Raw genomic sequence first — 22458 nt, 5'->3', positions numbered from 1 at the left:
GTGGCGCTGGCCTTCATGCGCGACAAGCTGAGCCTCTGACCATGATCACCGTCCGCCCCATGATGCGAGAGGATGTGGGCGAAGCCTGCCGTTGCACCATTATTGGTAGAAGAAGGGAACAGAGTAGCCAAAGGTGGGAATTTTGACATTACACAAGTCGCATGTATTGGCTTGGGGCTGGTTGTTGGCGGCATGTTTTATTGCTGGGGTGGCTGATGTAGCGAAAGCCCAATCATCTGCCGAGTATTTCTTAGGGAGTATGTTGCACGAAGCGTGCCGAGGCGATGACCTTGCCCGTCAGGGAATATGCTTAGGATACATCACCGGTGTAATCGACGGTGAACAAGTCGGTGCATATGCGACATTGGCGGCGTTAGCTCCAGATTTATCCCACCAAGAACGGACCGAACTCGCCAAATCTATGACTTCGACAAGATGTGTGCCAAGTCACATTAGCCACGGAGAATTCAAAGATGTTGTCTCCGAATTCCTTCAGCACAATCCAAAACAATTGAACCTTCCAGCGAGAGGCTTGGTCGTAGAAGCTATAACAATAGCTTTTCCGTGTGGCTGACTGGTTAAAATCTCAATTTTCAGCCGCTTTGGCTTGCGTTAGGCCCACAAATGCCCCTCGGCAAATTCGACGGAATTGCCCGCCGGGTCGCGGATATAGAGCGACCTTGCACCACCCGGCCAGTCGAACTCGGCATCGACGGGGATGTTCCAGTTCAGCAGATGTTTGCGCATCACCGCGATCTCATCCCGGGTCAGCACCAGACAGACATGCCCGGGGCCACGTGCGCCATGGGGCGGCACCGGCAGATCGGGGTTTGTGGGTGGCTGTTCAGTTTGGTCCGGGTTGAACAGCAGCAGAACCGACCCGCCGACCCGGTAGAACACATGCCGGTCGGCGACGCGCTGAATGCGCTCTAGCCCCAGAACTTCGCCATAGAATCGCTCGGCTGCATCCAAATCATTTACGTATAATGCGGCTTCGAGAATGGCGGACGGGGCGGGGATGCCCTTGGTAATCTTCATGACCCGAGTTTAACCGCGATTGCGGCCCCTGTCACCGGCGGGGGCGGCGGTCGCGTTTGCGCGTTTGCTCGACTTTCAGAGTGGGCATGGGCAGGCTGTCCCATTTGCCGGGTTCCAACCCGTCAAGAGTCCAGTCGCCGATGCGGACGCGGATCAGGCGTAGAGTGGGATGGCCCACTGCCGCTGTCATCCGCCGCACCTGCCGGTTGCGGCCCTCGCGCAGGGTCAGTTCCACCCAGCTGTCAGGCACCGATTTGCGTTCACGAATGGGGGGCGTGCGCGGCCAGAGCGCCTCTGGCGCCTCCATCAGTCGGGCCTTGGCGGGACGGGTCAGGCCGTCCTTTAACTCAACTCCATCGCGCAGGGCCTGCAGTGCGGCGGCGTCGGGTATCCCTTCGATCTGCACCCAATAGGTCTTGGCCATCTTGTGCTTGGGATCAGAGATTTGCGCCTGCAGCTTGCCATTGTCGGTCAGTAGCATCAGCCCTTCGCTGTCGCGATCCAGCCGCCCGGCCGGATAAACACGCGGCAGGTCGATGAAATCCGACAGGGTGCGGCGCGGGCTGTCCGCATTGGCGCGGTCGGTGAATTGCGGCAGCACGTCGAAGGGTTTGTTGAAACGGATGAACCAGGACATGGACCCCGCCATAGCCCGCAGGCCCTAAAGGCGCAACCTGTGGATAACTGTCACATCCCTGTTACCCGCACGACCTATGCAATACCCGAGATGTTGTGGAAACTCAGGGCTTGTCAGAGTTTTAACACGATATATAGTCAAGGTAAGGCCGGGGCGGGTGTTCCCCGCTCTGATGTCAAAAACGGGCAGTGCAGAGCGAGGAGCGATTCTGTTATGGACGGAGACTTCAGGACCGAATTTGTCAGGGACCCCGGTGCGCTAAGGCATCATCCGGCATTGGTTCTGAACGCCGATTACCGCCCCTTGTCCTATTACCCGCTGTCCCTTTGGCCCTGGCAAGAGGCGATCAAGGCCGCCTGGCTGGACCGGGTCGATATCGTCGCCGAATATGACGAGGTGGTCCGAAGCCCGAGTACGGAAATCCGAATACCCTCGGTCGTTGTCCTGAAAGATTATGTCAAACCCAGAAAGCGCGTGGCCTTCACGCGCTTTAATTTATTTCTGCGGGACGAATTCCGCTGCCAGTATTGCGGCAGCCGGGGGGATCTGACCTTTGACCACGTGGTGCCGCGCGCGGCGGGCGGGGTGACAAGCTGGCAGAACGTGGTGGCGGCCTGCAGCCCCTGCAACCTGCGCAAAGGGTCGAAATCGCTGCGGCAGGCCGGGATGAACCTGCGCAAACCGCCGCGTCAACCTGATGCCGAGGCGCTGCGCAATATCGGGCGGAAATTCCCGCCCAACCACCTGCATGAAAGCTGGATCGACTTTCTCTATTGGGATGCTGAGCTCGACGCCTAACGTGTACGCCAGGCTGCGATCCAGATCAGCGCCAGACCGGCGGAAATCACCGCGTTCCACCCGGCCATGGAGAGGCCAAACATCTCCCACGGAATCTCGTCACAGCGCACCAGCGGGGCGGTCATGATCTGGTTCAGCAGTTCCTCTGCCGACAATCCGCTGATATCGCCCGAGGTGCAGCTGGAGGGGCCTTCCCACCATTTCCGCTCGACCCCCGCATGAAACACACCAATCCCGGCGGTGATCAGCGCGGCGAGCGCTCCGATCAGTGGCAAAACCTGCAGGCTGGGCAGGGCCAGCGCGAGGACGCCGATCACCGCCGCCGCGCCGTGGGGGTAGCGTTGCCAGATGCACATCTTGCACGGCGCCATGCCGCCCAGATACTGAAATCCCCAAGCCGCCAGCAACATCGCGGCTGACCCACCAGCCGCGAGAATGATCAGGGAGGTGCGCCGTGTCATAGGTATCGCACTGCGAAAAACCCGCCAAACAGCAGGATGATGAACAGGGTGAACATCAGCCCCAACCGCTTTTCGATAAAGTCGCGGATCGGTTCGCCGAATTTCCAAAGCAGCCCGGCCACCAGGAAGAACCGCAAAGCGCGGGCCAGGATCGAGGTCGCGATGAACGTGCCCAACGGCATCCCCGTCCAACCGGACATGATGGTGATGACCTTATAGGGGAAGGGGGTCACACCGGCGCCCAGCACGGCCCAGAAGCCGAAATCGTTGAAGCGGGTGTTGAATTCCTCCATCGCATGGGCCTTGCCCATCGCCTCCAGCACTGGCTGGCCGATGCTGTCGTAAAAGAAGGCTCCGATCGCATAGCCAAGCAACCCGCCCAGCACCGAGGCCACCAGCGCCACCGAGGCAATCAGCCACGCGCGCGAGGGGCGGGCCAGAATCATCGGGATCATCAGCACATCCGGCGGGATCGGAAAGAACGAGCTTTCCACAAAGGCGACCACGGCCAGCGCCCACAGGGCACGCGGGTGATCCGCCAGACGGATGGTCCAGTTGTAAAGGGATTGCAGCATGAGGCGTTCATTTCCAGTTCTTGGGCCGGATCAGCCAAACCACGCGCCCGATCCACCGTCAAGCATGGTTGTCAAAACATTCGCAGGCTGGGATGTTTTTTGCCTCTGGACCTTCGGGGAACAGGGCGCTAATCCAAAGGCGTGGCCCAAGTGGCGGAATGGTAGACGCAGGGGATTCAAAATCCCCCGCCTTCACGGGCGTGAGAGTTCGAGTCTCTCCTTGGGCACCACAATCCTGACACCGTTGCATTGTGTGAAGACCGATCTGTTTGCTGCGACTGGACGGAGTGCAGCCTTTTCCATGGCTGAACTTGGTCGGTTCTGCGCCTTATGGCAAAGTTGCAGTGTTTGTTTCTGAGGATTGTTACCCTCGCGGCCCATTGTCGTATTTCATGAGGTTTCAATACCTGCGGGCAATTGCGCCCGCGTTGGTGGCCATCTATCTGTTCTACGAACGGCCGGTGAATCAATGGCTGAAATCGCGCAGGCGTCGCCGAATCGCGCGTGGATGATGTTGAAATTTCAATCCTTTACGCCACTACCAAACGTTTGAACAAAATTTGGGCATGCATGGCGCGTCAGCGGGGAAAGTTTTGCATCCCGCGTCAAATCTGAGGCTTTGGGTAATCCGGCGCGGCGCTGGTCTTGACATTCGATGTATCTGAATGAAACCTCAAGGCCGTTGGGAGATTATGGAAAATTCGCAGATCGCCACCTGTCGCAGGACGGGCCGGTCTGGTTTTCGGCACGGCCTTCAGGGCCGGGGGAATTGTCGTTTTCCACCCACAAAACAAAAAACGGGAGTAATTTAATGAAAAACAGCAGCAAGCTTAGCCTCGGCGCGTTTGTGACCGCTGCCATGATGGCTCCGGCAGCTTATGCCGAAGAGTTCATCACCATCGGCACCGGCGGCGTGACCGGCGTTTACTATCCGACCGGCGGAGCGATCTGCCGTCTGGTGAACAAGGGGCGCAAGGAACATGGCGTGCGCTGCTCGGTCGAATCGACCGGTGGTTCGGTCTACAACATCAACACCATTCGCGAAGGCGAGCTGGAGTTTGGTGTGGCGCAGTCCGACTGGCAGTACCATGCCTATAACGGCAGCTCGAAATTCGAAGACGCCGGGCCGTTTGAGAACCTGCGTGCGGTGTTCTCGGTCCACCCGGAACCCTTCACCGTTGTGGCCCGTGCCGATTCCGGCATTGCCAATTTCGAGGACCTGAAAGGCAAGCGCGTCAATATCGGTAACCCCGGGTCCGGTCAGCGCGGCACCATGGAGGTTCTGCTGGGCGAAATGGGTTGGACCACTGACGATTTCGAACTGGCGACCGAGTTGAAAGCGGCTGAGCAGTCGGCGGCTCTGTGCGACAACCAGATCGACGCGATGGTCTATACCGTGGGTCACCCCTCGGGCTCGATTCAGGAAGCGACCACCGCATGTGACTCGGTTCTGGTGAATGTCAGCGGTGATGCGGTCGACAAGCTGGTGGGCGACAACTCGTTCTACCGTACCGCGACCATCCCCGGCGGCATGTATCGCGGGTCGGACGGTGACACGGCGACATTTGGTGTGGGCGCGACCTTCGTGACCTCGGCTGATGTGTCGGAGGACGCGGTTTATGCGGTTGTCAGCTCGGTTTTTGAGAACTTCGACGACTTCAAAAAGCTGCACCCGGCATTCGCCAACCTCAAGCCTGAAGAGATGATTGCGGACGGCCTGTCGGCCCCGCTGCATCCGGGCGCCGAGAAATACTACAAAGAAAAAGGCTGGATTCAGTAAGCCAGACCTAAAGCAGGGCGCCCCCGGGGCGCCTTGCATCAAGCCCGGAAAACGGGTGGTTCAGCAGGCCGGAAAAGGCCGCGACGGGGAGAGATTTGCATGAGTTCCGAGACACAATCCAACCGACCGTTATCCGAAGAAGAGCTGCAAGAGCTTGTTGCCTCATCCGATGCGGGTGGGCGCAATCCGGTCGGTAATGTTGGTATTTTTCTGGCCATCGTCGCGGCGATCTGGTCGATTTTTCAGGTGGTTCTGGCCTCGCCGCTGGCCAATTACGTACTGCCCGGCAGCGTGGTGAACAACGCACGGCAGTTTCATCTGGCCTTTGCGCTGTTTCTGGCCTTTGCAGCCTATCCGGCGCTGAAGACCAGCCCGCGGGATTATATCCCGGTTCAGGACTGGATCATGGGGCTGCTGGGGGCCTTTGTCGCCCTTTACGGCTATTTCTTCTACACCAAGATCGTTGATGCGGGCGGTCTGGCCGATGACACTGACAAATGGGTGGCTCTGGTCGGTCTGCTGCTGCTATTCGAGGCCGCACGTCGCGCGCTTGGGCCGGCGATGGCGATCATCGCGACGATATTCTTGGCTTATGTGTTCTTCGGCTCATCCGAATGGGTGCCTGAGGTAATCCGCTGGAAAGGCGCGAGCCTGAAGAAGGCCATGAGCCACATGTGGATCACGTCCGAGGGTGTGTTTGGCATCGCCCTGGGTGTTTCCACGAAATTCGTGTTCCTGTTCGTGCTGTTCGGGGCCTTGCTGGATAAGGCCGGGGCAGGGAACTACTTCATCAAGATGGCGTTCGGCGCGCTGGGTCACCTGCGCGGTGGCCCCGCCAAGGCCGCCGTTGTCGGTTCGGCTGCGACTGGCCTGATCTCGGGCTCGTCCATCGCCAACGTTGTGACCACTGGCACGTTCACCATCCCGCTGATGAAACGCGTCGGGTTCAGCAGTGAACAGGCGGGCTCGGTTGAGGTTGCCAGTTCCGTGAACGGCCAGATCATGCCGCCGGTGATGGGGGCTGCGGCCTTCCTGATGGTGGAATATGTCGGCATTTCTTATGTCGAGGTCATCACCCACGCCTTCCTGCCCGCCGCGATTTCCTACATCGCGCTGGTCTATATCGTGCATCTTGAGGCGGTGAAGCGGAACATGCCCACGCTGGGTGACCGCGACGTGCATCTGGCGCGGACGGTTGTGGGGATGCTGTCCTTCTTCCTCGTCTTTGCGGGGCTCTGCTATGGCTCGCAATTCCCGGTCGAGGCGGTGACCAGCTGGGCGCCATCCTCTGCCGGTATGATCCTCAGCCTGATCATCTGCGCGATCTATGTGGGCCTGCTGTATCTGGCCGCTCAGGTGCCGGATCTGGAACCCGATGATCCCAACGCCAAAGAGGTGTCGCTGCCGGTCATCGCCGATATCTACAAGGCCGGTCTGCACTATCTGCTGCCGATCATCGTTCTGGTCTACTTCCTGATGATCGAACAGAAATCGCCCGGCCTGTCGGCCTTCTGGGCCACCGCGTTGCTGTTCGTGATCCTGCTGACGCAGAAGCCACTGAAGGCGATGTTCCGGGGTGAGAGCCACGTTTACAACAGCTTCATCGACGGCGTTGCCGACCTGTGGCAGGGCCTGATCGACGGCGCGCGCAACATGATCGGGATCGCCTTAGCCACGGCCACGGCGGGTGTGATCGTGGGCACCGTGACGTTGACCGGAGTGGGGCAGGTGATGGCCGATCTGGTCGAGTTCCTGTCGGGCGGCAATCTGATCCTGATGCTGGTGATGGTGGGTATTCTCAGCCTGATCCTTGGCATGGGCCTGCCGACCACGGCGAACTATATCGTTGTCAGCTCTCTGATGGCTGGTGTGGTCGTGGAACTGGGCGCGCAAAGCGGGTTGATCGTGCCGTTGATCGCGGTGCATCTGTTCGTCTTCTACTTTGGCATCATGGCTGACGTGACCCCTCCGGTGGGTTTGGCGAGTTTCGCCGCTGCCGCCGTGTCGGGCGGGGATGCGATCCGAACCGGGTTCACGGCGTTCTTCTATAGCTTGCGTACCGTGGCGCTGCCCTTCGTGTTCATCTTCAACACCGATCTGCTGCTGATTGATGTGACATGGGTCGAAGGGATTATCGTCGCGATCTCGGCCACGATTGCCATTCTGGTCTTCACCGCCGGAACGATGGGTTACTTCGTCACCCACAGCCGTATCTACGAAAGCGTCGCGCTGATCTTCGTGGCCTTTGCCCTGTTCCGGCCCGACTTCTTCATGGACCGGCTTGTGCCGCCCTACAGTTCGGTTGATCCGGCGGCCTTTGAGGAAACCATTGGCCAGACCCCACCGGGGACCGAGGTGCGATTGATCGTGGCCGGACCCGATTTCGACACGCTGGAGATGGTCGATACCACCGTCGTGGTCACGGTCGGTGATGAAGACGGCGGCGCCGCAAAGGTCGAGGCGATGGGCCTGCTGCTGATCCCCGAGGATGGGCTGATCAAGCTGGAGGAGCCACTGTTCGGCACGCCGGTCGCGGATGAGCTGGATATCTTCGACTATTACGGGGATGAGGCTGTGCGTCTGACCTCGGTCAGCCTGCCGTCCAGCCAACCGCCGCAGCAGTTGATCTTTATCCCGGCGCTGATCCTGTTGGGTCTGATCGCCTTCCTGCAACGCGGCCGTGCCGCCAGACAAGAGGTGCCCGCATGATAAAGTCTGTTCTGTGTGCTGTTGACGCCGGCAAACCCGAAACCGATGCCGAGGTGCTGCGGCAAGCCGCGCGCCTGGCCGATCTGGATGGTGCGCAACTGGATGTGGTCACGGTGTTGCCCGATTACGGCGAATCCTTCGTCAGCAATTTCTTCGAGCCCGAGCATCACGCGCAGGCCGTCGAAACCGCCCACAAAGCGCTTGAATCGCTGGGGGATTCTGTTCTGGGGACGGACCGAAATGCCAAAGTCCGCCATGTTGTGGCCACCGGCACCGCCTATCAGGAGATTCTGCATACGGCGCAGTCGGCTGGCAGCGATCTGATCGTGATCGGCGCGCATCGGCCCGACCTCAAGGATTATCTGCTGGGTCCGAATGCAGCACGGGTGGTGCGGCATTCGACGGTCTCGGTCTACGTGGTCCGGTAGGTCTGAGGGGGCCGTTGCGCCCCCTCAATACCCGGTCATTTCCAGATAGCCCTTGCCGGGATGGCTGCCGGTGACGCGCACCGGGCCTTCCCAATACTCGAACCGCGTGCCCATCCATGCCTTGGGCGTCAGGGCCGAGACCTCGACATCCAGATCCCGATCCGGCAGCGCCACGCGCCATGTCACCGGCACGTCGCGATCCGCGACCCGGGCGGTTTGCAGCGCCGTGACCTGCACCACGCCATCGGGCAGGGCGGTGGTCTGCCCATCCGCGCCGATCCACGTGGCGGCGGTGAAATCCCCCCGCGCGCCGCGCAGGCGGAAGGCCATCAACTTGTCTCCATCATCGAAGCTGAGCGAAAACCAGTCCCACCCGCTCTGATCTGCGGCCAGTGGTTGCGAGGACCATTCGCGGTCCAGCCAGCCTTGCCCGGTGACGGCGATATCTCCATCCGGCAGGCGCAGGGTGCCCCGCACCTGATAAAATGGTTGCGAATAATAGTGGCTGGCCTGTCCGTCGGCGGATTTCACCGAATAACCATCCTGCCCGTGAAACACCAAGGGACCGTTGGCTTGCAGGGACAGGTCATAGCCAAACTCCGCCCCGTTTGCGGTCAGGTGCAGGCTGTCCATATCCGCGCCGCGCATGTGCCATTCGTCGATCCAGGCCGCGAAGGGCTGTGCTGTGACCCCGGCCTGTCCGATGCCGCCGCGTGACAGGCGCTCGGCAAAGTAATGCGCGTCGGGCGTGGTGACAGCGGCGTGACCCATCCACAGCTGCGGGCTTTGCCAACCTTCGGCCTCGGCAGGTTTCAGGGCGGATCGGAACAGGGTCCATTGGATGCCGTAGTCGCGCCCGTCTTCGCCTTTAAGATTGGCGGTCAGGTACCACCATTCGATCCGGTAGGACGGATGCGGCCCGTGATCGCGGGGGAAATCGAATTGGTGACCGGGGTGTGGCACCTCAAAGCCCTCGGCACTGCCACCCAGCCCGGCGTAGCCTTGCGCCCATGCGGCGCAGGGCAGCCAGAGAAGGAGCACGAATAGCCTAACGTTCATTGGCAAATACCCTCAGCAAATCCGCCGGTCTTATGCGCAGCAGCCGCCAGGCGGGCAGGGCGGCAGCAAGGGCGGCGGCCAGCAGGGTCAGCGCGAACAGGCGCAGCCAGTCGGCGGGGAACAGGAACATGGGCAACCGCCAGCCAAAGGCCTGCACGTTGATCACCGCCAGCAACACCCAGGCCAGCACCAGCCCCAGCGGCAAGGCCAGACAAGCGGTCAGCGCGGCCAGCAGGACACTGCGCAACAGTTCCAGCCGCGCCAGTTCCGCCCTTGTCAGGCCCAGCGCCCAGACCGGTGCAACCTGCGGCAGGCGCTGGGTCCAGAGCGTCAGCAGGCTGGTCAGGATCGCGAACCCCGCCACCCCAAGTGTCAGCACGTTCAGCGCCGAGGTGACTACAAAGGTCTTGTCGAATATCGCCAGTGACTGCGCCTTCATCGCGCCTTGCGGGGTGACGGCCCGGGGCGGCAGGTCGAACTGATCGCGCATGGCCTGCGCCAGATCGGCGGCGCGCTCGGGCGCCACCCGGATACCAAATCGCCGGGCGGAACTGTTGGGGGCGATGGTCTGGAACAGCGGCATGGCGACGATGGCCTGCCCGGTCGGGTTGCCATAGTCGGAATAGACGCCCGCGATGGTCAGGGTCTGGTCCGGGGTCAGGGTCAGGCTGTCTCCGGGCCACAGATCGGCGCGGCGGGCGAGTTGTTCGTTGATCAGGATCGCGTCGCCGCTCATCACCATGTCCCACGCGCCGGGGCTGCGGGCGATCAGGGGCCATTTCTGGCGATAGGTCTCGTCATCGACCACACCATAAAGGAACAACGGCCCCGTCTCATGGGTCATCTCGGTACTGCGGATCGGCAGCACGGCGTCGACCTGTGGGGCAAGCCACGCGGCGATCTGCGAGCCCTGTTCGTCATCCCGCGCGGTGACATAGAGTTCCGAGGCCAGCCGCTGATCGAGCCAGCCGGTGAAGGTCAGCCGAAAACTCGACACCATGGTGCCGACGCCGACATTTGCCGCCAGCGCCAGCAGCAGGGCCATCAATGCCAGTGACAAGCCGGGCAATTGCGCGCGCATATCGGCCCAGACCCATTGCGCCAGCGGTCCACGCGCCCGTCGCGCCGTTGCGCTCAGCAGGGTGGACAGAAAGATCGGCAACACCAGAGCAGCGCCGGTCAGCAGGCAGGCCAGCATGGCAAACCCGGCGATCAGCCCATCGGCGCTGACATGCAAGACCAGTCCCAGACCCAGCAGACCCAGACCTGCCGCACCCGCCACGCGTTGCGATGCGGCCCCGCCCCAAGCCTGCAATCCCGGCCCGGCCAGCAGAGGCATGCGGGACAGTTTCCACAGCGCGTGGCCACTGGCGACCAGAGTACCTCCGACCGCCATCGCTAGCCCGGCCAGTGCCCATTCCGGGCGCAGGGTCAGTTGCCCCTCGACCGGGGCATCATAAAGCCCGCGCAGGGTGGCGGCGACATCGGGGAGAAGGGCTCCGGCCAGGAAATAGCCCAGTATCAGGCCCAGAACGCCGCCGATCAGGGCCAGCAGCACCAGTTCGGACAGGATCAGCTGGACGAGGGTGCGCATCGGCACCCCCAGCGCGCGCAGGGTGCGGATCATCCCGCGCCGCTGGGCAAAGGCCAGCCCAACGGTGCCGTTGACGATGAACAACCCCACGGCAAAGGACAGCAGACCAAAGGCCGAAAGGTTCAGATGAAAACTGTCGGTCAGCCGCGCCGCATCGGTTCGGGCCGAAGGTTCTGTGCGCACCAGCTCGGGCGCGATCTGTGACAGCGGCGGTCTGACGGAAGGCTGTTCGGGCAGGATCACCAGACGTGAGATCAGGCCGGGCTGGTTCAGCAACCGCTCGGCCACGCCGATATCGGTCAGGACCAGATCGGGTGGCAGCGCGGTGCTGAGGATGATCGGCGGATATTCTTCTGACCCACGGAACAGAGGCTCCATATCGGGATGCATCAGCAATCGCCCCGGCGCGGTCAATACGTCGGCAGGGTCGGGGGGCGTCTCACTTTCCTCGGCCTGCGTCACGGCGGGCAGGGCGGGATAGCTGACCATATCCACGCCCAACAGGCGCAGAATGCGCCCGTTGACCCGCAGGTCGCCCTGCAGAACCGCGGCCACCTGCCAGCCTGCACGGCGCAGATCGACATAGCGCGACAGGGGGATCGGGCCGGAGGGGTCGTGCAACTCATCAAACTGGCCTTGCGCCAGTTGTGCGCTGGCGCGGGCATAGCTGGCGCGCGCCTCGGCATTGATGGCCTGCACCGCCGACCACAGCCCGGTAGCCAGCGCGATGCCGGTCAGCAGGGTCAGCAGTTGCAGCCGATGGGTGCGCCAGTGCGACAGCAGGACCTGCAGGCAGGGGCCGGTCATGCGATCCGACCGCCCGACAGATGCGCCCGCCGGTCCAGCCGCGCGGCGATGTCCTGCGAATGGGTCACCAGCAGCAGCGCAGCGCCGGTATCCGCGACCAGAGACAGCATCAGATCCAGCACCACGGCGCTGGCGGTTTCGTCCAGATTTCCCGTCGGCTCATCCGCCAGCAACAGCGCGGGCCGTGTCGCCATCGCGCGTCCGATCGCGACGCGCTGCTGCTGCCCGCCCGAGAGCTGCTCGGGGAAGCGATCCATTAGATCGGCCAGACCAAGACGCTCGGCCAGATGGGCGACCCATTCGGGATCGTCGCGCCCCGCAAGGCGGGCGTGGATCGACAGGTTCTGCGCCACGGTCAGCGAGGGGATCAGGTTGAACTGCTGAAACACCAGCGACAGGGTTTCGCGCCGCAACGCCGCCCGGCCCGTGTCGTCGAGCGTGGACAGCGCGGTGCCACGCAAGGTGATCTCTCCGCCATCGAACCCGTCCAAGGCGGCGGCCAGATGCAGCAGGGTGCTTTTGCCGCTGCCGCTTTCCCCGGTCAGGGCCAGCGTCTCACCCTGATCCAGTGTCAGCGAGACATCGCTCAGAACAGGTCGCCCGCCGGGATAGGATTTCCGGACATGATCAATGGTCAGAAGCATGTAAACCCTCGCGTCGTGCCTGTCACAATGTGCAGCCCCCGCCTGTGGTGTCCAGTGCAGACCACCCGCAGGGAGCCATTCGCCGCAGGTGGGGTTGTTCATTCCGGCGCAAACCCCCATTCTTGCCAGAGACGCCAGAAGCAGATGACAAAGGGTCCGGTAAATGACTTTGCTGCAGCAGATTTTATGGGGCAGCCTGTATCTGGGCATCTGCTTTCTGATCGAGATCATATTGCTGACATGGTGTGTGATGGTGGTGCGCCGGTTCATGGCGAAATGGGAAAATCGCAGCGTGACGATGACCACTGCCGGGCCGATCACCATAGCGCTGCTGTTCATCGTCCTGACGCATACGGTGCAGGTCTGGATCTGGGCCATCGTTTGGGTGCTGGGCGATGTGCTGCCGGACTGGAACACGGCGATCTATTTCTCGCTGGTGACATTCACGACGCTGGGCTACGGCGATATCGTTCTGGGCGAGGGGTTGCGGATATTCGGCGCTTTCGCCTCGGTCACCGGATTGCTGGCTTTTGGTCTGTCGACCGCATTCATGGTGGCCCTGATGACCCGCGTGTTTCAGGAGCGGTTTCTGACCTAAAGGATCGGCGCAAACAGCCGCGCAATGGGCGCGCCATAGCGGATATAGGCGGATTGCTGTTGCAGGCTGCGCGTCAGCTCGTAACTGGCCTCGAAATCGGTTTGCAGCATGTCCTGCACGGCCTGCGCCGCACGGGGATCGAAGAACAGAGCCATCGCCTCAAAATTCAGCCGGAAAGAGCGGTTGTCCAGATTGGTGGTGCCCACGGCGGCCAGCGTGTCATCGACCAGAATGACCTTCTGATGCATGAACCCGTCGGTATAGCGGAAGACGCGCGCGCCACAGTCGCGGATTTCGTCGAAATAGGCAAAGGCGGCTAGCCAGGGCAGGCGGTGGTCGATCACCTCGGGCACCAGAATGCGCACATCGACGCCGCGCAGGGCGGCGTGTTGCAGGGCGGCCATGATGTCGATATCCGGCACGAAATAGGGTGAAGCGATCCACAGACGCTCCTTTGCCTCGGCGATAGCGGAAAAGAACATCATCGCGCCGGTTTCGGTATCGTCGCCGGGGCCGGTGGCCACCAGCAGCGCGTTCATGTCCTGATCGGATTCGCTGCCGGCCCAATCCAGCTGGTCGATCAGATCCTCGCTGCGGGCCCAGTGCCAGTCTTCAATGAAGATCAACTGCAATTGCCGGACGATATGGCCAGTCATCTGCACATGCGTGTCGCGCCAACGGCCAAAGCGGGGGTTTTGGCCCAGATACTCGACCCCCACATTGTGGCCGCCGATAAACCCGGTATCGCCATCGATGATCACCGTTTTGCGGTGATTGCGATAGTTGAGCTGAAAGCGGAAATTCGGCCCTCGCTGCTGGCGTGGGTCGGCCACATCCACCCCGCCTGCGCGCAGGCTTTCCAGATAGGCGGTCGGCAGGCCATAGCTGCCCACTGCGTCGGTCATGAATCGCACATGCACGCCGCGTTCGACCGCCGCCAGCAGCCGGTCGCGCAAATCCCGGCCCAGCGCATCGTCGCGGACGATATAGAACTGGATCAGGATATAGTTCTGCGCGGCATCAATGGCCTCGAATATTGCTTTAAACGTGGCCTCGCCGTCGATCAGCAGCCGGGCACCGTTGCCGCGTGAGACGGGCAGATGGGCCAGCGCCTCGAACGGGCGGGGGTTGATGCGCATCGTTTCCGGGTCGGGTTGCGAGAAATCGGCGAAGGATTTGATGCCTTCGACCACCCGCTCACTCTCACGCCGGGCGATGCGGTAGCCGCGAAACCGGTGGTGGCCCAGAAACAGATAGAGCGGCACGCCAAAAAACGGCGCGGTCAGCAGGAAGACCACCCAGCCCACCGCGCCCTGCGGCGTGCGCGCGGTTTGCGCCGCGCGCAGGGCCAGAACCGCCGCGACGCAATAGATCGCAAAGACAGCAAGCGAAACAAGCAGGGTCCACATCGCGGCGTTGAGTTCCTATGAGGTCAGTTCGCGCCAGTGTAGATGCGGGACCAGTCATTTGCCATATCAACAATGACCCAACCCATATCGGGGCCTTTATCCAGCCCGTCGACCAGCCGGCCAATCGGGCTTTCGCGGTCATAGGCCCACTCGCGCTCGCCATCTGTGTGATGCACCAACACACCCAGCCGAGGCCCATCACCCGCCGTGGTCCATTCCAGCATGGCGAAATCACCGTCGGAATTGCCGCCTGCCAGTATCGGGCGACGACCAATGGTGCGTTCGATATTGACCGGTTTGCCCTCTTTATCATCAACAAAGGCGATGCCGGTGGTCTTGGTGATGCCGGTGCTGCTGTCATAGGCCGTCTCGCCATAGGTGCCCAACACCTGCTCGGGCGGGATACCATAAGCGTCTTCGGCAAAGACCCGCATGAAATGCAGCCCACCGCCCGAGACGATATAGGTCTTGAACCCCTCATCGCGCAGATAGCGCAGCAGTTCGACCATCGGCTGATAGGTCATCCGGTCATAGGGCAGGTTGGTCTCGGGGTGCCGGGCAGTATCCAGCCAGTTGGCGACGGCAGTCTGGAAATCCTCGACGCTGGTGCCGGTGTGTGAGGCATTCACCACTTCGATCAGTGCATCATGGCCGCCTTGCAGGATGGTCTCGATATCGCCCTCGACGGCGGCTTTCAGGGCAGGGGAGGTCAGGATCGATGGGTCCTGTTCGGCCAGTTCGCGCAGGCGATCCATGGCGAAGATGAACTGGAAATAGACCGGCTGTTCGGCCCAGAGCGTGCCGTCATTGTCAAAGACGGCAATCCGCTCGGCCGGGGTGACATAGTCGGCATGGGTCGGGTCGGTGACGGTTTCGACAAAGGCGACGATCCGGTTCTTGGAGGTCGAATCTGTCCAACTGGGCAGCGGGTCGGCGAATGAAATCAATGGAAGGCAGGTCAACAGGATGGTCAGTGAGGGGAATTTCATGACAAAAGGCTCCGGTTCAAATCGTCAGGGGCCGCCTGTGCAGCGGCCCCCGGGCTTTGTTTCATGTCTGACGCGTCAGTTGTTGGTTGGCGTCGTCAGCTTCTCCATCACCTGATCCAGATTGAAGCTGGCGGCCTCTTGCCGGGGCGGGAACTCCTGGAAGGTGGACAGGAACTGACCCACATATTGCTGCGCAGGCACCAGGAAATAGGCCCGGTCCAGCAGCCAGTCGTAATAGGTGTTCGAGGTCCGATAGGCGCGCTCATACGGGTCGCGGCGCAGGTTGATGATCAGCGGGATGCGCAGTTCCGTCCACGGTTCCATCCAGGCGCGCAGGGTGCCCCAGGCTTTCTGCTCCAGGAAGATCAGCTTCCAGTCGTCAAAGCGCAAAGCGGTCAGGTCGCCGTCATCCGAGAAATAGAAGATCTCGCGGCGCGGGCTGTCCGAGGTCTCACCGGTCAGCAGCGGCAGGATGTTATAGCCATCCAGATGCACCTTGTAGTCGCGGCCCATGGCGGGTGAGCTATATCCGGCCTTCAGCTTGTCCTTGATCTCGGCATCCCCGGCGACGGCCAGATAGGTGGGCAGCCAGTCCATGTGATGCACGATCTCATTGGTGACCGATCCGGGTTCGATCTGACCGGGCCAGCGCACCATCGAGGGCACGCGCCAGCCGCCTTCCCAATTGGTGTTCTTTTCGCTCCAGAACGGCGTCATGGCGGCATCCGGCCAGGTGTTCATATGCGGGCCGTTGTCGGTAGAATAGTGAACGATGGTGTTGTCGGCGATGCCCAACTCATCCAGCAGGTCCAGCAGCTGACCCACATGCATGTCATGTTCGATCATGCCTGCGGAGTATTCATCGGCCACACGACCGGCGATCTCATTCGCTTGTGCGCGCATCTCGTCCTTCACATGGGTGCGGAAATGCATGCGCGTGCCGTTCCACCAGACATAGAATGGCTTACCCTGTTCATTGGCACGCTTGATGAAGTCGATGGCGGCGGCGACGGTTTCCTCATCCACCGTTTCCATGCGCTTGCGGGTCAGAGGGCCGGTGTCTTCGATCTCGCCATCGGCGCTGGACTTGATCACGCCGCGCGGGCCATAGGCCTCGCGGAAGGTGCGGCCGTCTGCCAGAACCGCGTCACCGGGATAATCTTCGTTTTCCGGTTCCTCTTCGGCGTTCAGGTGGTAGAGGTTGCCGAAAAACTCATCAAACCCGTGGTTTGTGGGCAGATGCTCATCCTTGTCGCCCAGATGGTTCTTGCCGAACTGACCGGTCATGTAGCCGTGGTCCTTCAGCAGGCCCGCGATGGTCGGGTCTTCGGTCTGCATGCCAAGCTCGGCCCCCGGCAGCCCCACCTTGGACAGGCCCGTGCGGAACACTGATTGCCCCATGATGTATGACGACCGCCCGGCGGTGCAGGATTGCTCACCATAATAATCGGTGAAGATCATGCCTTCCTTGGCGACCCGGTCGATATTGGGCGTCTGATACCCCATCAGACCCATCGTATAGGCCGAGATATTGGACTGCCCGATATCGTCCCCCCAGATGACCAGAATATTGGGCTTTTGATCCTGCGCCCAGGCGGGCATCGCCAGCACAACCGTGATCGAGGCCACGGCGGCCTGACGCATCCGGGTACGCCAGTTTTTTAGGAACTGTGAGGTTGGTAACATAAGATGCTCCTGAATTGATGGACGAAACATGTCCGGGGAAAATGAACCTGCATCCGCGGTTTGAAATGATTTCAATGCCCGGCGTTAAGCTATAGATTTCCCGTAGAAATTCAGATTGCACGGGAATCGTATGGCGCTAACCTATGCCAGTGCAGCAATTCGAAAATTATCACATGATGAAATTTAAATATATAGATGCTAAAAAAATTTAATAATCCAGATAGCTTGGAGCTTTCGGGGTGGTTGGCCACACGAAATGCCGGGTTTCAGAAGGCGTTTCTGGCTTGCGGGGTCAGCAAGATTTATGAGCCGGACGCGGCCCTGTTTCATCAGGGTGATCCGGCGGATGGCATATACGGCGTGCTCAGCGGTGGGGTGCGGATCACGGCGCCTGCTGATGATGGTCAGAATTTCACACTGCATCAGGAAGGCGGCGGGTTCTGGGTTGGCGATCTGGCGCTTTTTGCCTCGACCCGGCGGCTGATCAGCGTGATTGCGACCCAGCGGACTGAGACGCTGTTCTTTCCCAGTTCACGTCTTGAACGTCTGGTGAAGGACAACCCGGACTATCTGCGCGATTTCTACGCCTTGTCCCATGAAAACATGCAAAAGGCCCTGCGGATCATCGCCAATCTCGGGGTGACCGGCACCTTGAAACGGCTGGTCCTGCGCCTGCTGCATCTTGAGGAGGTCGCCGCCGACCCCGACGGCTGGATTCAGGTCTCGCAAGAGGAACTGGCCGCGATGATCGCCGTGTCGATGCCGACCCTGCACCGGTCGCTGCAACGGCTGGTCAAACAGGGGCTGATCGAGGGTGGTTATGGCCGGTTGCGGCTGAAAGACCGGGGCGCGCTGATCTCACTCTGCCAGAGTTGACCGGCGTGTATTGTCTTCGCCCAATCGACCGTCCAGTGACATCAGGATCGCGACAGGTCGCAGGGCGGGGATGTGGCTGAAGATGATCAGGATGCAGACGGTCAGCGGCACGCTCAGGAATGCGCCGATCAGACCCCAGATGGTGGTCCAGAAGGTCAGCGCCAGAATGACCAGAAAGGTCGACATGTTCAGCGACCGGCCCAGCATGGCGGGGTCCAGAAAGTTGCCGATCAGGAATTGCAGGGTGCCGCAACCCAGGACGATCACCAGAAACGGACCGATGCTTTCAAACTGCACCAGCGCGATCATCGCCGGGAACACCACCGCGATGATCGACCCGATCGAGGGGATGAAGTTCAGCGCAAAGGTCAGAACCGCCCATGTCTCGGCATATTCCAGCCCCAATGCGCGGAACACCGTATAGCTGATGGTGGCGGTGATCAGGCTGATGAAGGTCTTGACGCCCACGTAACGCTGCAAGCTATAGGAAATCGCATCCAGCACCGCAGCCAGATCGGCGCCCAATCGCGGATTGCCCGCTGCCAGCTGGATTTTCTTGCGAAAGGCCAGCCGCTCGGCCATCAGGAAGGCGACGTAGAGGCTGATCAGAAAGAACTGGTTCAGCAAGGATGTGGCGCTGCCCAGCAGCAGCCTTGCGACATAGGACATGTCGATGCTGACCAGATTGTCGCGGATAAAGCTGGTCACGTCATTGCCCACCAGCCCGGTGATGCGGTTGACGGCGGTGTCGAACTGGTTCTCATAGGTGTTGATCGAGCGGGCAAATTGCGTGGCCTGACTGCCCAGCACGTACATGATCATGAACAACCCGGCCAGAACCACGGTGACCCCGGCGATATTGGCCAGCCAGACCGGCGCCCGGGTCAGCGCGCGCACCCGGTCGGCCAGCGCGATGATCAGTACATTGACCAGCAGTGCCATGGTCAGCGGGATCAGGAACCGCGCCCCCGCATAGAGCCCCAGCACCACCAGCGTGGCCACGATGGTGATATCGCGCACCGCCGCCAGCGACAGGCGGGAACGGGGCGGGCTGTCTGGACTGTCCGGGGTCATGTCACGGCCTTGATGCATAAACCCCATGATCCTGCACAGGCGCGCGGGTTTATGCAATCCGCTCAGGCGTTTATCGGCCCGATTTCGGGAATTTCCCCGGATTGCCATGTTCAGACCCGACGCAACGTGGGGTAGGCTCGGGGTATGACACAAGCTGCGATTCCCTCTTCCGGTCTGTTTTTCCGCGCCTTCTGGCTGGCCCTGCGCCGGTTCAACAACAAGGATGGTTTCGTCATGAGCAGCCATGTCGCCATGTCCCTGATGATGGCGCTGTTCCCTTTCGTGCTGTTCACCGTCGCGCTGGCGGGGGCGTTATCGCAGGGCTATGTCACCGATGAGTTGATCGAGCTGATCTTCGGCGCCTGGCCGCAGGATGTGGCCGCGCCCATCGTTTCCGAACTGCGCGCGGTACTGGCCGGGGCAGGGACCGGAGTGATCACCTTGGGCGGTTTGTTGGCGATCTATTTCGCCTCGAACGGGGTGGCTGCGGTGCGTAAGGCGATGACGCAGGCCTATCACGACCAGGATGGTTGGCCGTTCTGGAAGACGCGGCTGTTGTGTCTCGGGCTGGTTATCGTCGGCGGTGCCGCCATTCTGGCCATCGCCGCGGTCGAGGTTGTCCTGCCGGTTTATACCCGGCTGGTCTCTGAGAAAACCGCCGTGGATGTGGGCGACTGGCTGTCGGTCGACCGGCTGCGCTGGACCTTCACGGTGGCGGTGCCAGCAGGCACGGTGCTGCTGGCGCATCTGATCCTGCCCACACGGCGGCACAGTCTGGGACAGATCCTGCCGGGGGTGATCCTGACTCTCGCGCTTTGGGCGGCCGGAGGGTGGGGGTTCTCGATCTATATCGCCCAATTCGCCACATACAGCGCCACCTATGCGGGTCTGGCGGGGGCGATGGCGGCGCTGATTTTTCTGTATCTCTGCGCGGCCATCTTGATCCTTGGGGCGGAGTATAATGGCGCGCTGATCGACTTGCGCAACGCGCAACAGGCGGCGGGTTAGGCCTCAAGAGCGCTTTGCGTTTGATTTGAATCGGAATACGCTGCCTCTCCCTTCGGTCGAACGCGCATTCCGATGAAGATATTCCTGATAAAACGCAAAGCGCTGCAATCGGCACCGAACAGGCCGAATTGCGCCATGTTCCCGGCAAATTTCACGGATATGTGAGGGGCATCGATGTTTTTAGGTGCCCCATGTCGTTACGTTTTCCAACCAAGATCAAACCCCTTGCGGGCCTACGCAAAACCACGCTGGATCAGCGCATTGCCGAGTTGCGGTCGAAGAAAACCACCTATGTCAGTCACGGAGAGGCCCTGCTGATACAAGGCACCGCTACAGCGTCCTTGCGCAAGCAGCGCATCATCGACGGCAAGTTTGATCTGGATTGATGCTTAACCCCGGAACCCGGTGGCCACCACGAATTTCTCGGAACTGTCAGACCGCGACGCGGGTGGTTTCACATTGGCCACTTTGGTGAATTTCTGCTTCAACAGCTTCTGCAGATCGCCCTCGGCCCCTCCGGCCAGTACCTTGGCGACGAAGGTTCCGCCTTCTTCCAGCACGTCAAAGGCAAAGTAAGCGGCGGTTTCGCACAGTGCCATGATCCGCAGATGGTCGGTCTGCTTGTGGCCCGAGGATGCGGCGGCCATGTCCGACATCACCACATCCGCCTTGCCACCCAGCCAATCCTTGACCTTTTGATCGGCGTCATCTTCCATGAAATCCAGCACGTGGGTTTCGGCACCCGCAACCGGTTCGACCTCTTGCAGGTCAACGCCCAGAATGGTGCCGATCCGTTTGCCGCTTTTCTCGCCCAGCGCATTCACGCGCTGCACCGCCACCTGCAGCCAGCCGCCCGGGGCGCAGCCCAGATCGACCACCCGCGCGCCTGGCACCAGAAAGCGGAACTTATCGTCCAGCTCCAGTATCTTGAACGCCGCGCGCCCGCGATACCCTTCGGCATTCGCGCGTTTGACATAGGGGTCGTTCAACTGCCGCTCAAGCCAGCGGGTCGAGCTGAGCTTGCGCCCGCGCGCGGTCTTGACCTTGACCTTCAGGTCGCGCTGTCCGCGGCCCGAGTTGTTTTTGCCGGTCGGTGTCTTTGCCATCAGAATGGTCCGTCTTCCAATACGCCATCCGCGCTCATCTGCGCATAAAGCAGACCTTCGCGCAGCCCCCGATCCGCCACGGAAAGGCGGTCGGTGGGCCAGCAGCGCAGCAATGCCTGCAAAATGGCCGAGCCGGACATGATCAGCGCCTGCCGGTCATCCCCAATGCGGGGATCACGGCGGCGACCCTGAGGGCCGAGTTCTAGATACCCTCGTATCACTTTGTCAATCTGATCGCTGGTCATGCGCAGACCGTCGACCTTGGTCCGGTCATAGCGTTTCAGCCCCAGATGCGAGGCCGCCACGGTGGTCACCGTGCCGCTGGTGCCGACGATCTGAAACCCGGCGCGCGCCTGTTCGTCCTTATAGGGGGCGAAATCGGCCAGATTTTCCTCGAAAAACCAGCTCATCAGCGCGAAACGGGCGGAATCGTCTTCCACATCGTTGAACTGATCACGCAGGGTGGCCACGCCCAGCGGAACGCTGATCCAATCCACCACCTTGGCTGCCGGAAACGGGCTGTCACTGGTGTGAAACCCGTTATGCAGCCGCATTATGGCTGCCGGACGATCCCGGCGCGGCACGGATGAGATGTCGATCCACACCAACTCGGTCGAGCCGCCACCGATATCCACCACCAGCAATTGATCCGTCTTGGTCGACACCAGAGGGGCGCAGGAGATGACGGCCAGACGCGCCTCTTCCTCGGGCTGGATGATCTCAAGCGTCAGGCCGGTCTCGCGTTTCACCTGCCGGATGAAATCGCGCGAATTCTTGGCGCGCCGACACGCCTCGGTTGCGACCAGACGCATGCGTCGGACCTTGTTGCGTTTCAGCTTTTGCTGACAGATGCGCAGCGCCTGCACGGTGCGTGCCATCGACGCCCGCGACAGCCGTCCGGTGCGTTCCAGACCGGCGCCCAACTGCACCGATTTGGAGAAGCTATCCACCACATGGAACCCGCTGCCCTTGGGCTGGGCTATCAACATGCGGCAGCTATTTGTCCCCAGATCCAGTGCCGCATATAATGCATCCGGATCGGGTCTTGCCGGCGCGGGGCTTTCGACCGCTTTCGGGAACGCGCCCGCACCTTTGGGACGCTTGGGCGCCATCTTCAACGCCCTCCGATTTTCGAGTTACCCCGACCATAGGTCGGCCACTTCGATCACGCAAGACGCTCAT

Annotated in this window: 22 protein-coding genes and 1 tRNA gene; 10 read left to right on the top strand and 13 right to left on the bottom strand. The window is 61.2% G+C overall.

Features of this window, described 5'->3' with window-relative positions; genetic code table 11:
- Positions 1–142: 142 nt before the first annotated feature.
- Positions 143–574 carry a Rap1a/Tai family immunity protein gene (locus MPJ51_RS01260; RefSeq protein WP_298381169.1) on the top strand — a complete coding sequence of 144 codons (432 nt, stop codon included), beginning with the start codon at positions 143–145 and terminating at the stop codon, positions 572–574.
- Positions 575–612: 38 nt separating this feature from the next.
- Here the strand turns inward: MPJ51_RS01260 and MPJ51_RS01255 are convergent, their stop codons facing one another.
- Both MPJ51_RS01255 and MPJ51_RS01250 read right to left on the bottom strand, forming a co-directional pair.
- Positions 613–1038: a VOC family protein gene (locus MPJ51_RS01255; protein WP_298381168.1), complete on the bottom strand. Its 426-nt coding sequence runs from the start codon at positions 1036–1038 to the stop codon at positions 613–615.
- A gap of 31 nt (positions 1039–1069) precedes the next feature.
- A complete protein-coding gene (locus MPJ51_RS01250; RefSeq protein WP_298381167.1) occupies positions 1070–1675 on the bottom strand; it encodes a pseudouridine synthase in 606 nt (201 codons plus the stop codon).
- Between the two features lie 213 nt (positions 1676–1888).
- Between MPJ51_RS01250 and MPJ51_RS01245 the strand changes: the two genes are divergently transcribed.
- Entirely contained in the window at positions 1889–2473 is a 585-nt protein-coding gene (locus MPJ51_RS01245) for an HNH endonuclease (protein ID WP_298381166.1), read from the top strand.
- On the opposite strand, the gene MPJ51_RS01240 is transcribed toward MPJ51_RS01245, so the two are convergent.
- Together MPJ51_RS01240 and MPJ51_RS01235 are read right to left on the bottom strand one after the other, a co-directional pair.
- Positions 2470–2934: a disulfide bond formation protein B gene (locus MPJ51_RS01240; protein ID WP_298381165.1), complete on the bottom strand. Its 465-nt coding sequence runs from the start codon at positions 2932–2934 to the stop codon at positions 2470–2472. The two genes, MPJ51_RS01245 and MPJ51_RS01240, sit on opposite strands and share 4 nt — an antisense overlap.
- The gene (locus tag MPJ51_RS01235) at positions 2931–3509 is read right to left on the bottom strand and encodes a YqaA family protein (protein WP_298381164.1); all 579 of its coding nucleotides are present in this window, start codon (positions 3507–3509) and stop codon (positions 2931–2933) included. The genes MPJ51_RS01240 and MPJ51_RS01235 overlap by 4 nt, the downstream gene beginning before the upstream one ends.
- 144 nt (positions 3510–3653) lie before the next feature.
- On the opposite strand from MPJ51_RS01235, the gene MPJ51_RS01230 reads away from it, so the two are divergent.
- From MPJ51_RS01230 to MPJ51_RS01215, 4 genes are all read left to right on the top strand, one after another.
- Positions 3654–3739, top strand: a tRNA-Leu gene (locus MPJ51_RS01230).
- Between the two features lie 581 nt (positions 3740–4320).
- On the top strand, positions 4321–5289 hold the full coding sequence (locus MPJ51_RS01225; RefSeq protein ID WP_298381163.1) for a TAXI family TRAP transporter solute-binding subunit: 969 nt from the start codon (positions 4321–4323) through the stop codon (positions 5287–5289).
- Between the two features lie 99 nt (positions 5290–5388).
- Positions 5389–7998 carry a TRAP transporter permease gene (locus MPJ51_RS01220; RefSeq protein ID WP_298381162.1) on the top strand — a complete coding sequence of 870 codons (2610 nt, stop codon included), beginning with the start codon at positions 5389–5391 and terminating at the stop codon, positions 7996–7998.
- Positions 7995–8426, top strand: coding sequence for a universal stress protein (locus tag MPJ51_RS01215; protein ID WP_298381161.1), 432 nt, complete (start codon positions 7995–7997; stop codon positions 8424–8426). Before MPJ51_RS01220 ends, MPJ51_RS01215 begins: the two co-directional genes overlap by 4 nt.
- Positions 8427–8450: 24 nt before the next feature.
- Here MPJ51_RS01215 and MPJ51_RS01210 read toward each other — a convergent pair whose 3' ends face one another.
- From MPJ51_RS01210 to MPJ51_RS01200, 3 genes are read right to left on the bottom strand one after another with little or no spacing between them, the layout of a single operon-like run.
- Complete coding sequence (locus MPJ51_RS01210) at positions 8451–9485, bottom strand: lipocalin-like domain-containing protein (RefSeq protein ID WP_298381160.1); 1035 nt, start codon at positions 9483–9485, stop codon at positions 8451–8453.
- Complete coding sequence (locus tag MPJ51_RS01205) at positions 9475–11886, bottom strand: ABC transporter permease (RefSeq protein ID WP_298381159.1); 2412 nt, start codon at positions 11884–11886, stop codon at positions 9475–9477. Before MPJ51_RS01205 ends, MPJ51_RS01210 begins: the two co-directional genes overlap by 11 nt.
- A complete protein-coding gene (locus MPJ51_RS01200) occupies positions 11883–12530 on the bottom strand; it encodes an ABC transporter ATP-binding protein (RefSeq protein WP_298381158.1) in 648 nt (215 codons plus the stop codon). Before MPJ51_RS01200 ends, MPJ51_RS01205 begins: the two co-directional genes overlap by 4 nt.
- A 163-nt stretch (positions 12531–12693) precedes the next feature.
- On the opposite strand from MPJ51_RS01200, the gene MPJ51_RS01195 reads away from it, so the two are divergent.
- Positions 12694–13128: an ion channel gene (locus MPJ51_RS01195; RefSeq protein ID WP_298381157.1), complete on the top strand. Its 435-nt coding sequence runs from the start codon at positions 12694–12696 to the stop codon at positions 13126–13128.
- On the opposite strand, the gene cls is transcribed toward MPJ51_RS01195, so the two are convergent.
- From cls to MPJ51_RS01180, 3 genes are all read right to left on the bottom strand, one after another.
- Positions 13125–14537 carry a cardiolipin synthase gene (cls, locus tag MPJ51_RS01190; protein WP_298381156.1) on the bottom strand — a complete coding sequence of 471 codons (1413 nt, stop codon included), beginning with the start codon at positions 14535–14537 and terminating at the stop codon, positions 13125–13127. The genes MPJ51_RS01195 and cls overlap by 4 nt on opposite strands.
- A gap of 23 nt (positions 14538–14560) precedes the next feature.
- Positions 14561–15526 carry an HAD family hydrolase gene (locus MPJ51_RS01185; RefSeq protein ID WP_298381155.1) on the bottom strand — a complete coding sequence of 322 codons (966 nt, stop codon included), beginning with the start codon at positions 15524–15526 and terminating at the stop codon, positions 14561–14563.
- 75 nt (positions 15527–15601) lie between these two features.
- Positions 15602–17170 (bottom strand): arylsulfatase, encoded by a 1569-nt coding sequence (locus MPJ51_RS01180; protein ID WP_298381197.1) that lies wholly within the window; start codon positions 17168–17170, stop codon positions 15602–15604.
- A 285-nt stretch (positions 17171–17455) separates the two neighbouring features.
- On the opposite strand from MPJ51_RS01180, the gene MPJ51_RS01175 reads away from it, so the two are divergent.
- Complete coding sequence (locus MPJ51_RS01175; protein ID WP_298381154.1) at positions 17456–18088, top strand: Crp/Fnr family transcriptional regulator; 633 nt, start codon at positions 17456–17458, stop codon at positions 18086–18088.
- Here MPJ51_RS01175 and MPJ51_RS01170 read toward each other — a convergent pair.
- The gene (locus MPJ51_RS01170; RefSeq protein WP_298381153.1) at positions 18071–19180 is read right to left on the bottom strand and encodes an AI-2E family transporter; all 1110 of its coding nucleotides are present in this window, start codon (positions 19178–19180) and stop codon (positions 18071–18073) included. The two genes, MPJ51_RS01175 and MPJ51_RS01170, sit on opposite strands and share 18 nt — an antisense overlap.
- A gap of 126 nt (positions 19181–19306) precedes the next feature.
- Between MPJ51_RS01170 and MPJ51_RS01165 the strand changes: the two genes are divergently transcribed.
- Positions 19307–20170 (top strand): YihY/virulence factor BrkB family protein, encoded by an 864-nt coding sequence (locus MPJ51_RS01165; protein WP_298381152.1) that lies wholly within the window; start codon positions 19307–19309, stop codon positions 20168–20170.
- Between the two features lie 191 nt (positions 20171–20361).
- On the top strand, positions 20362–20556 hold the full coding sequence (locus tag MPJ51_RS01160; protein ID WP_298381151.1) for a hypothetical protein: 195 nt from the start codon (positions 20362–20364) through the stop codon (positions 20554–20556).
- A 3-nt stretch (positions 20557–20559) separates the two neighbouring features.
- Here MPJ51_RS01160 and MPJ51_RS01155 read toward each other — a convergent pair whose 3' ends face one another.
- Positions 20560–21276 carry an RlmE family RNA methyltransferase gene (locus MPJ51_RS01155; RefSeq protein ID WP_298381150.1) on the bottom strand — a complete coding sequence of 239 codons (717 nt, stop codon included), beginning with the start codon at positions 21274–21276 and terminating at the stop codon, positions 20560–20562.
- On the bottom strand, positions 21276–22388 hold the full coding sequence (locus MPJ51_RS01150; protein WP_298381149.1) for a Ppx/GppA phosphatase family protein: 1113 nt from the start codon (positions 22386–22388) through the stop codon (positions 21276–21278). The genes MPJ51_RS01155 and MPJ51_RS01150 overlap by 1 nt, the downstream gene beginning before the upstream one ends.
- Positions 22389–22458: the final 70 nt, after the last annotated feature.

Source organism: Ruegeria sp., from assembly GCF_028066395.1.
GTDB lineage: Bacteria > Pseudomonadota > Alphaproteobacteria > Rhodobacterales > Rhodobacteraceae > Ruegeria.
Note: the sequence above shows the minus strand (reverse complement) of the source record. Positions and strands in the feature narration are given on the sequence as shown.

Bases quoted from the DNA above. Each gene is read 5' to 3' on its own strand.
- MPJ51_RS01255 (WP_298381168.1), bottom strand. From the start codon at position 1,038: ATGAAGATTACCAAGGGCATCCCCGCCCCGTCCGCCATTCTCGAAGCC.
- MPJ51_RS01250 (WP_298381167.1), bottom strand. From the start codon at position 1,675: ATGTCCTGGTTCATCCGTTTCAACAAACCCTTCGACGTGCTGCCGCAA.
- MPJ51_RS01245 (WP_298381166.1), top strand. From the start codon at position 1,889: ATGGACGGAGACTTCAGGACCGAATTTGTCAGGGACCCCGGTGCGCTA.
- MPJ51_RS01240 (WP_298381165.1), bottom strand. From the start codon at position 2,934: ATGACACGGCGCACCTCCCTGATCATTCTCGCGGCTGGTGGGTCAGCC.
- MPJ51_RS01235 (WP_298381164.1), bottom strand. From the start codon at position 3,509: ATGCTGCAATCCCTTTACAACTGGACCATCCGTCTGGCGGATCACCCG.
- MPJ51_RS01225 (WP_298381163.1), top strand. From the start codon at position 4,321: ATGAAAAACAGCAGCAAGCTTAGCCTCGGCGCGTTTGTGACCGCTGCC.
- MPJ51_RS01220 (WP_298381162.1), top strand. From the start codon at position 5,389: ATGAGTTCCGAGACACAATCCAACCGACCGTTATCCGAAGAAGAGCTG.
- MPJ51_RS01215 (WP_298381161.1), top strand. From the start codon at position 7,995: ATGATAAAGTCTGTTCTGTGTGCTGTTGACGCCGGCAAACCCGAAACC.
- MPJ51_RS01210 (WP_298381160.1), bottom strand. From the start codon at position 9,485: ATGAACGTTAGGCTATTCGTGCTCCTTCTCTGGCTGCCCTGCGCCGCA.
- MPJ51_RS01205 (WP_298381159.1), bottom strand. From the start codon at position 11,886: ATGACCGGCCCCTGCCTGCAGGTCCTGCTGTCGCACTGGCGCACCCAT.
- MPJ51_RS01200 (WP_298381158.1), bottom strand. From the start codon at position 12,530: ATGCTTCTGACCATTGATCATGTCCGGAAATCCTATCCCGGCGGGCGA.
- MPJ51_RS01195 (WP_298381157.1), top strand. From the start codon at position 12,694: ATGACTTTGCTGCAGCAGATTTTATGGGGCAGCCTGTATCTGGGCATC.
- cls (WP_298381156.1), bottom strand. From the start codon at position 14,537: ATGTGGACCCTGCTTGTTTCGCTTGCTGTCTTTGCGATCTATTGCGTC.
- MPJ51_RS01185 (WP_298381155.1), bottom strand. From the start codon at position 15,526: ATGAAATTCCCCTCACTGACCATCCTGTTGACCTGCCTTCCATTGATT.
- MPJ51_RS01180 (WP_298381197.1), bottom strand. From the start codon at position 17,170: ATGCGTCAGGCCGCCGTGGCCTCGATCACGGTTGTGCTGGCGATGCCC.
- MPJ51_RS01170 (WP_298381153.1), bottom strand. From the start codon at position 19,180: ATGCATCAAGGCCGTGACATGACCCCGGACAGTCCAGACAGCCCGCCC.
- MPJ51_RS01165 (WP_298381152.1), top strand. From the start codon at position 19,307: ATGACACAAGCTGCGATTCCCTCTTCCGGTCTGTTTTTCCGCGCCTTC.
- MPJ51_RS01160 (WP_298381151.1), top strand. From the start codon at position 20,362: ATGTCGTTACGTTTTCCAACCAAGATCAAACCCCTTGCGGGCCTACGC.
- MPJ51_RS01155 (WP_298381150.1), bottom strand. From the start codon at position 21,276: ATGGCAAAGACACCGACCGGCAAAAACAACTCGGGCCGCGGACAGCGC.
- MPJ51_RS01150 (WP_298381149.1), bottom strand. From the start codon at position 22,388: ATGGCGCCCAAGCGTCCCAAAGGTGCGGGCGCGTTCCCGAAAGCGGTC.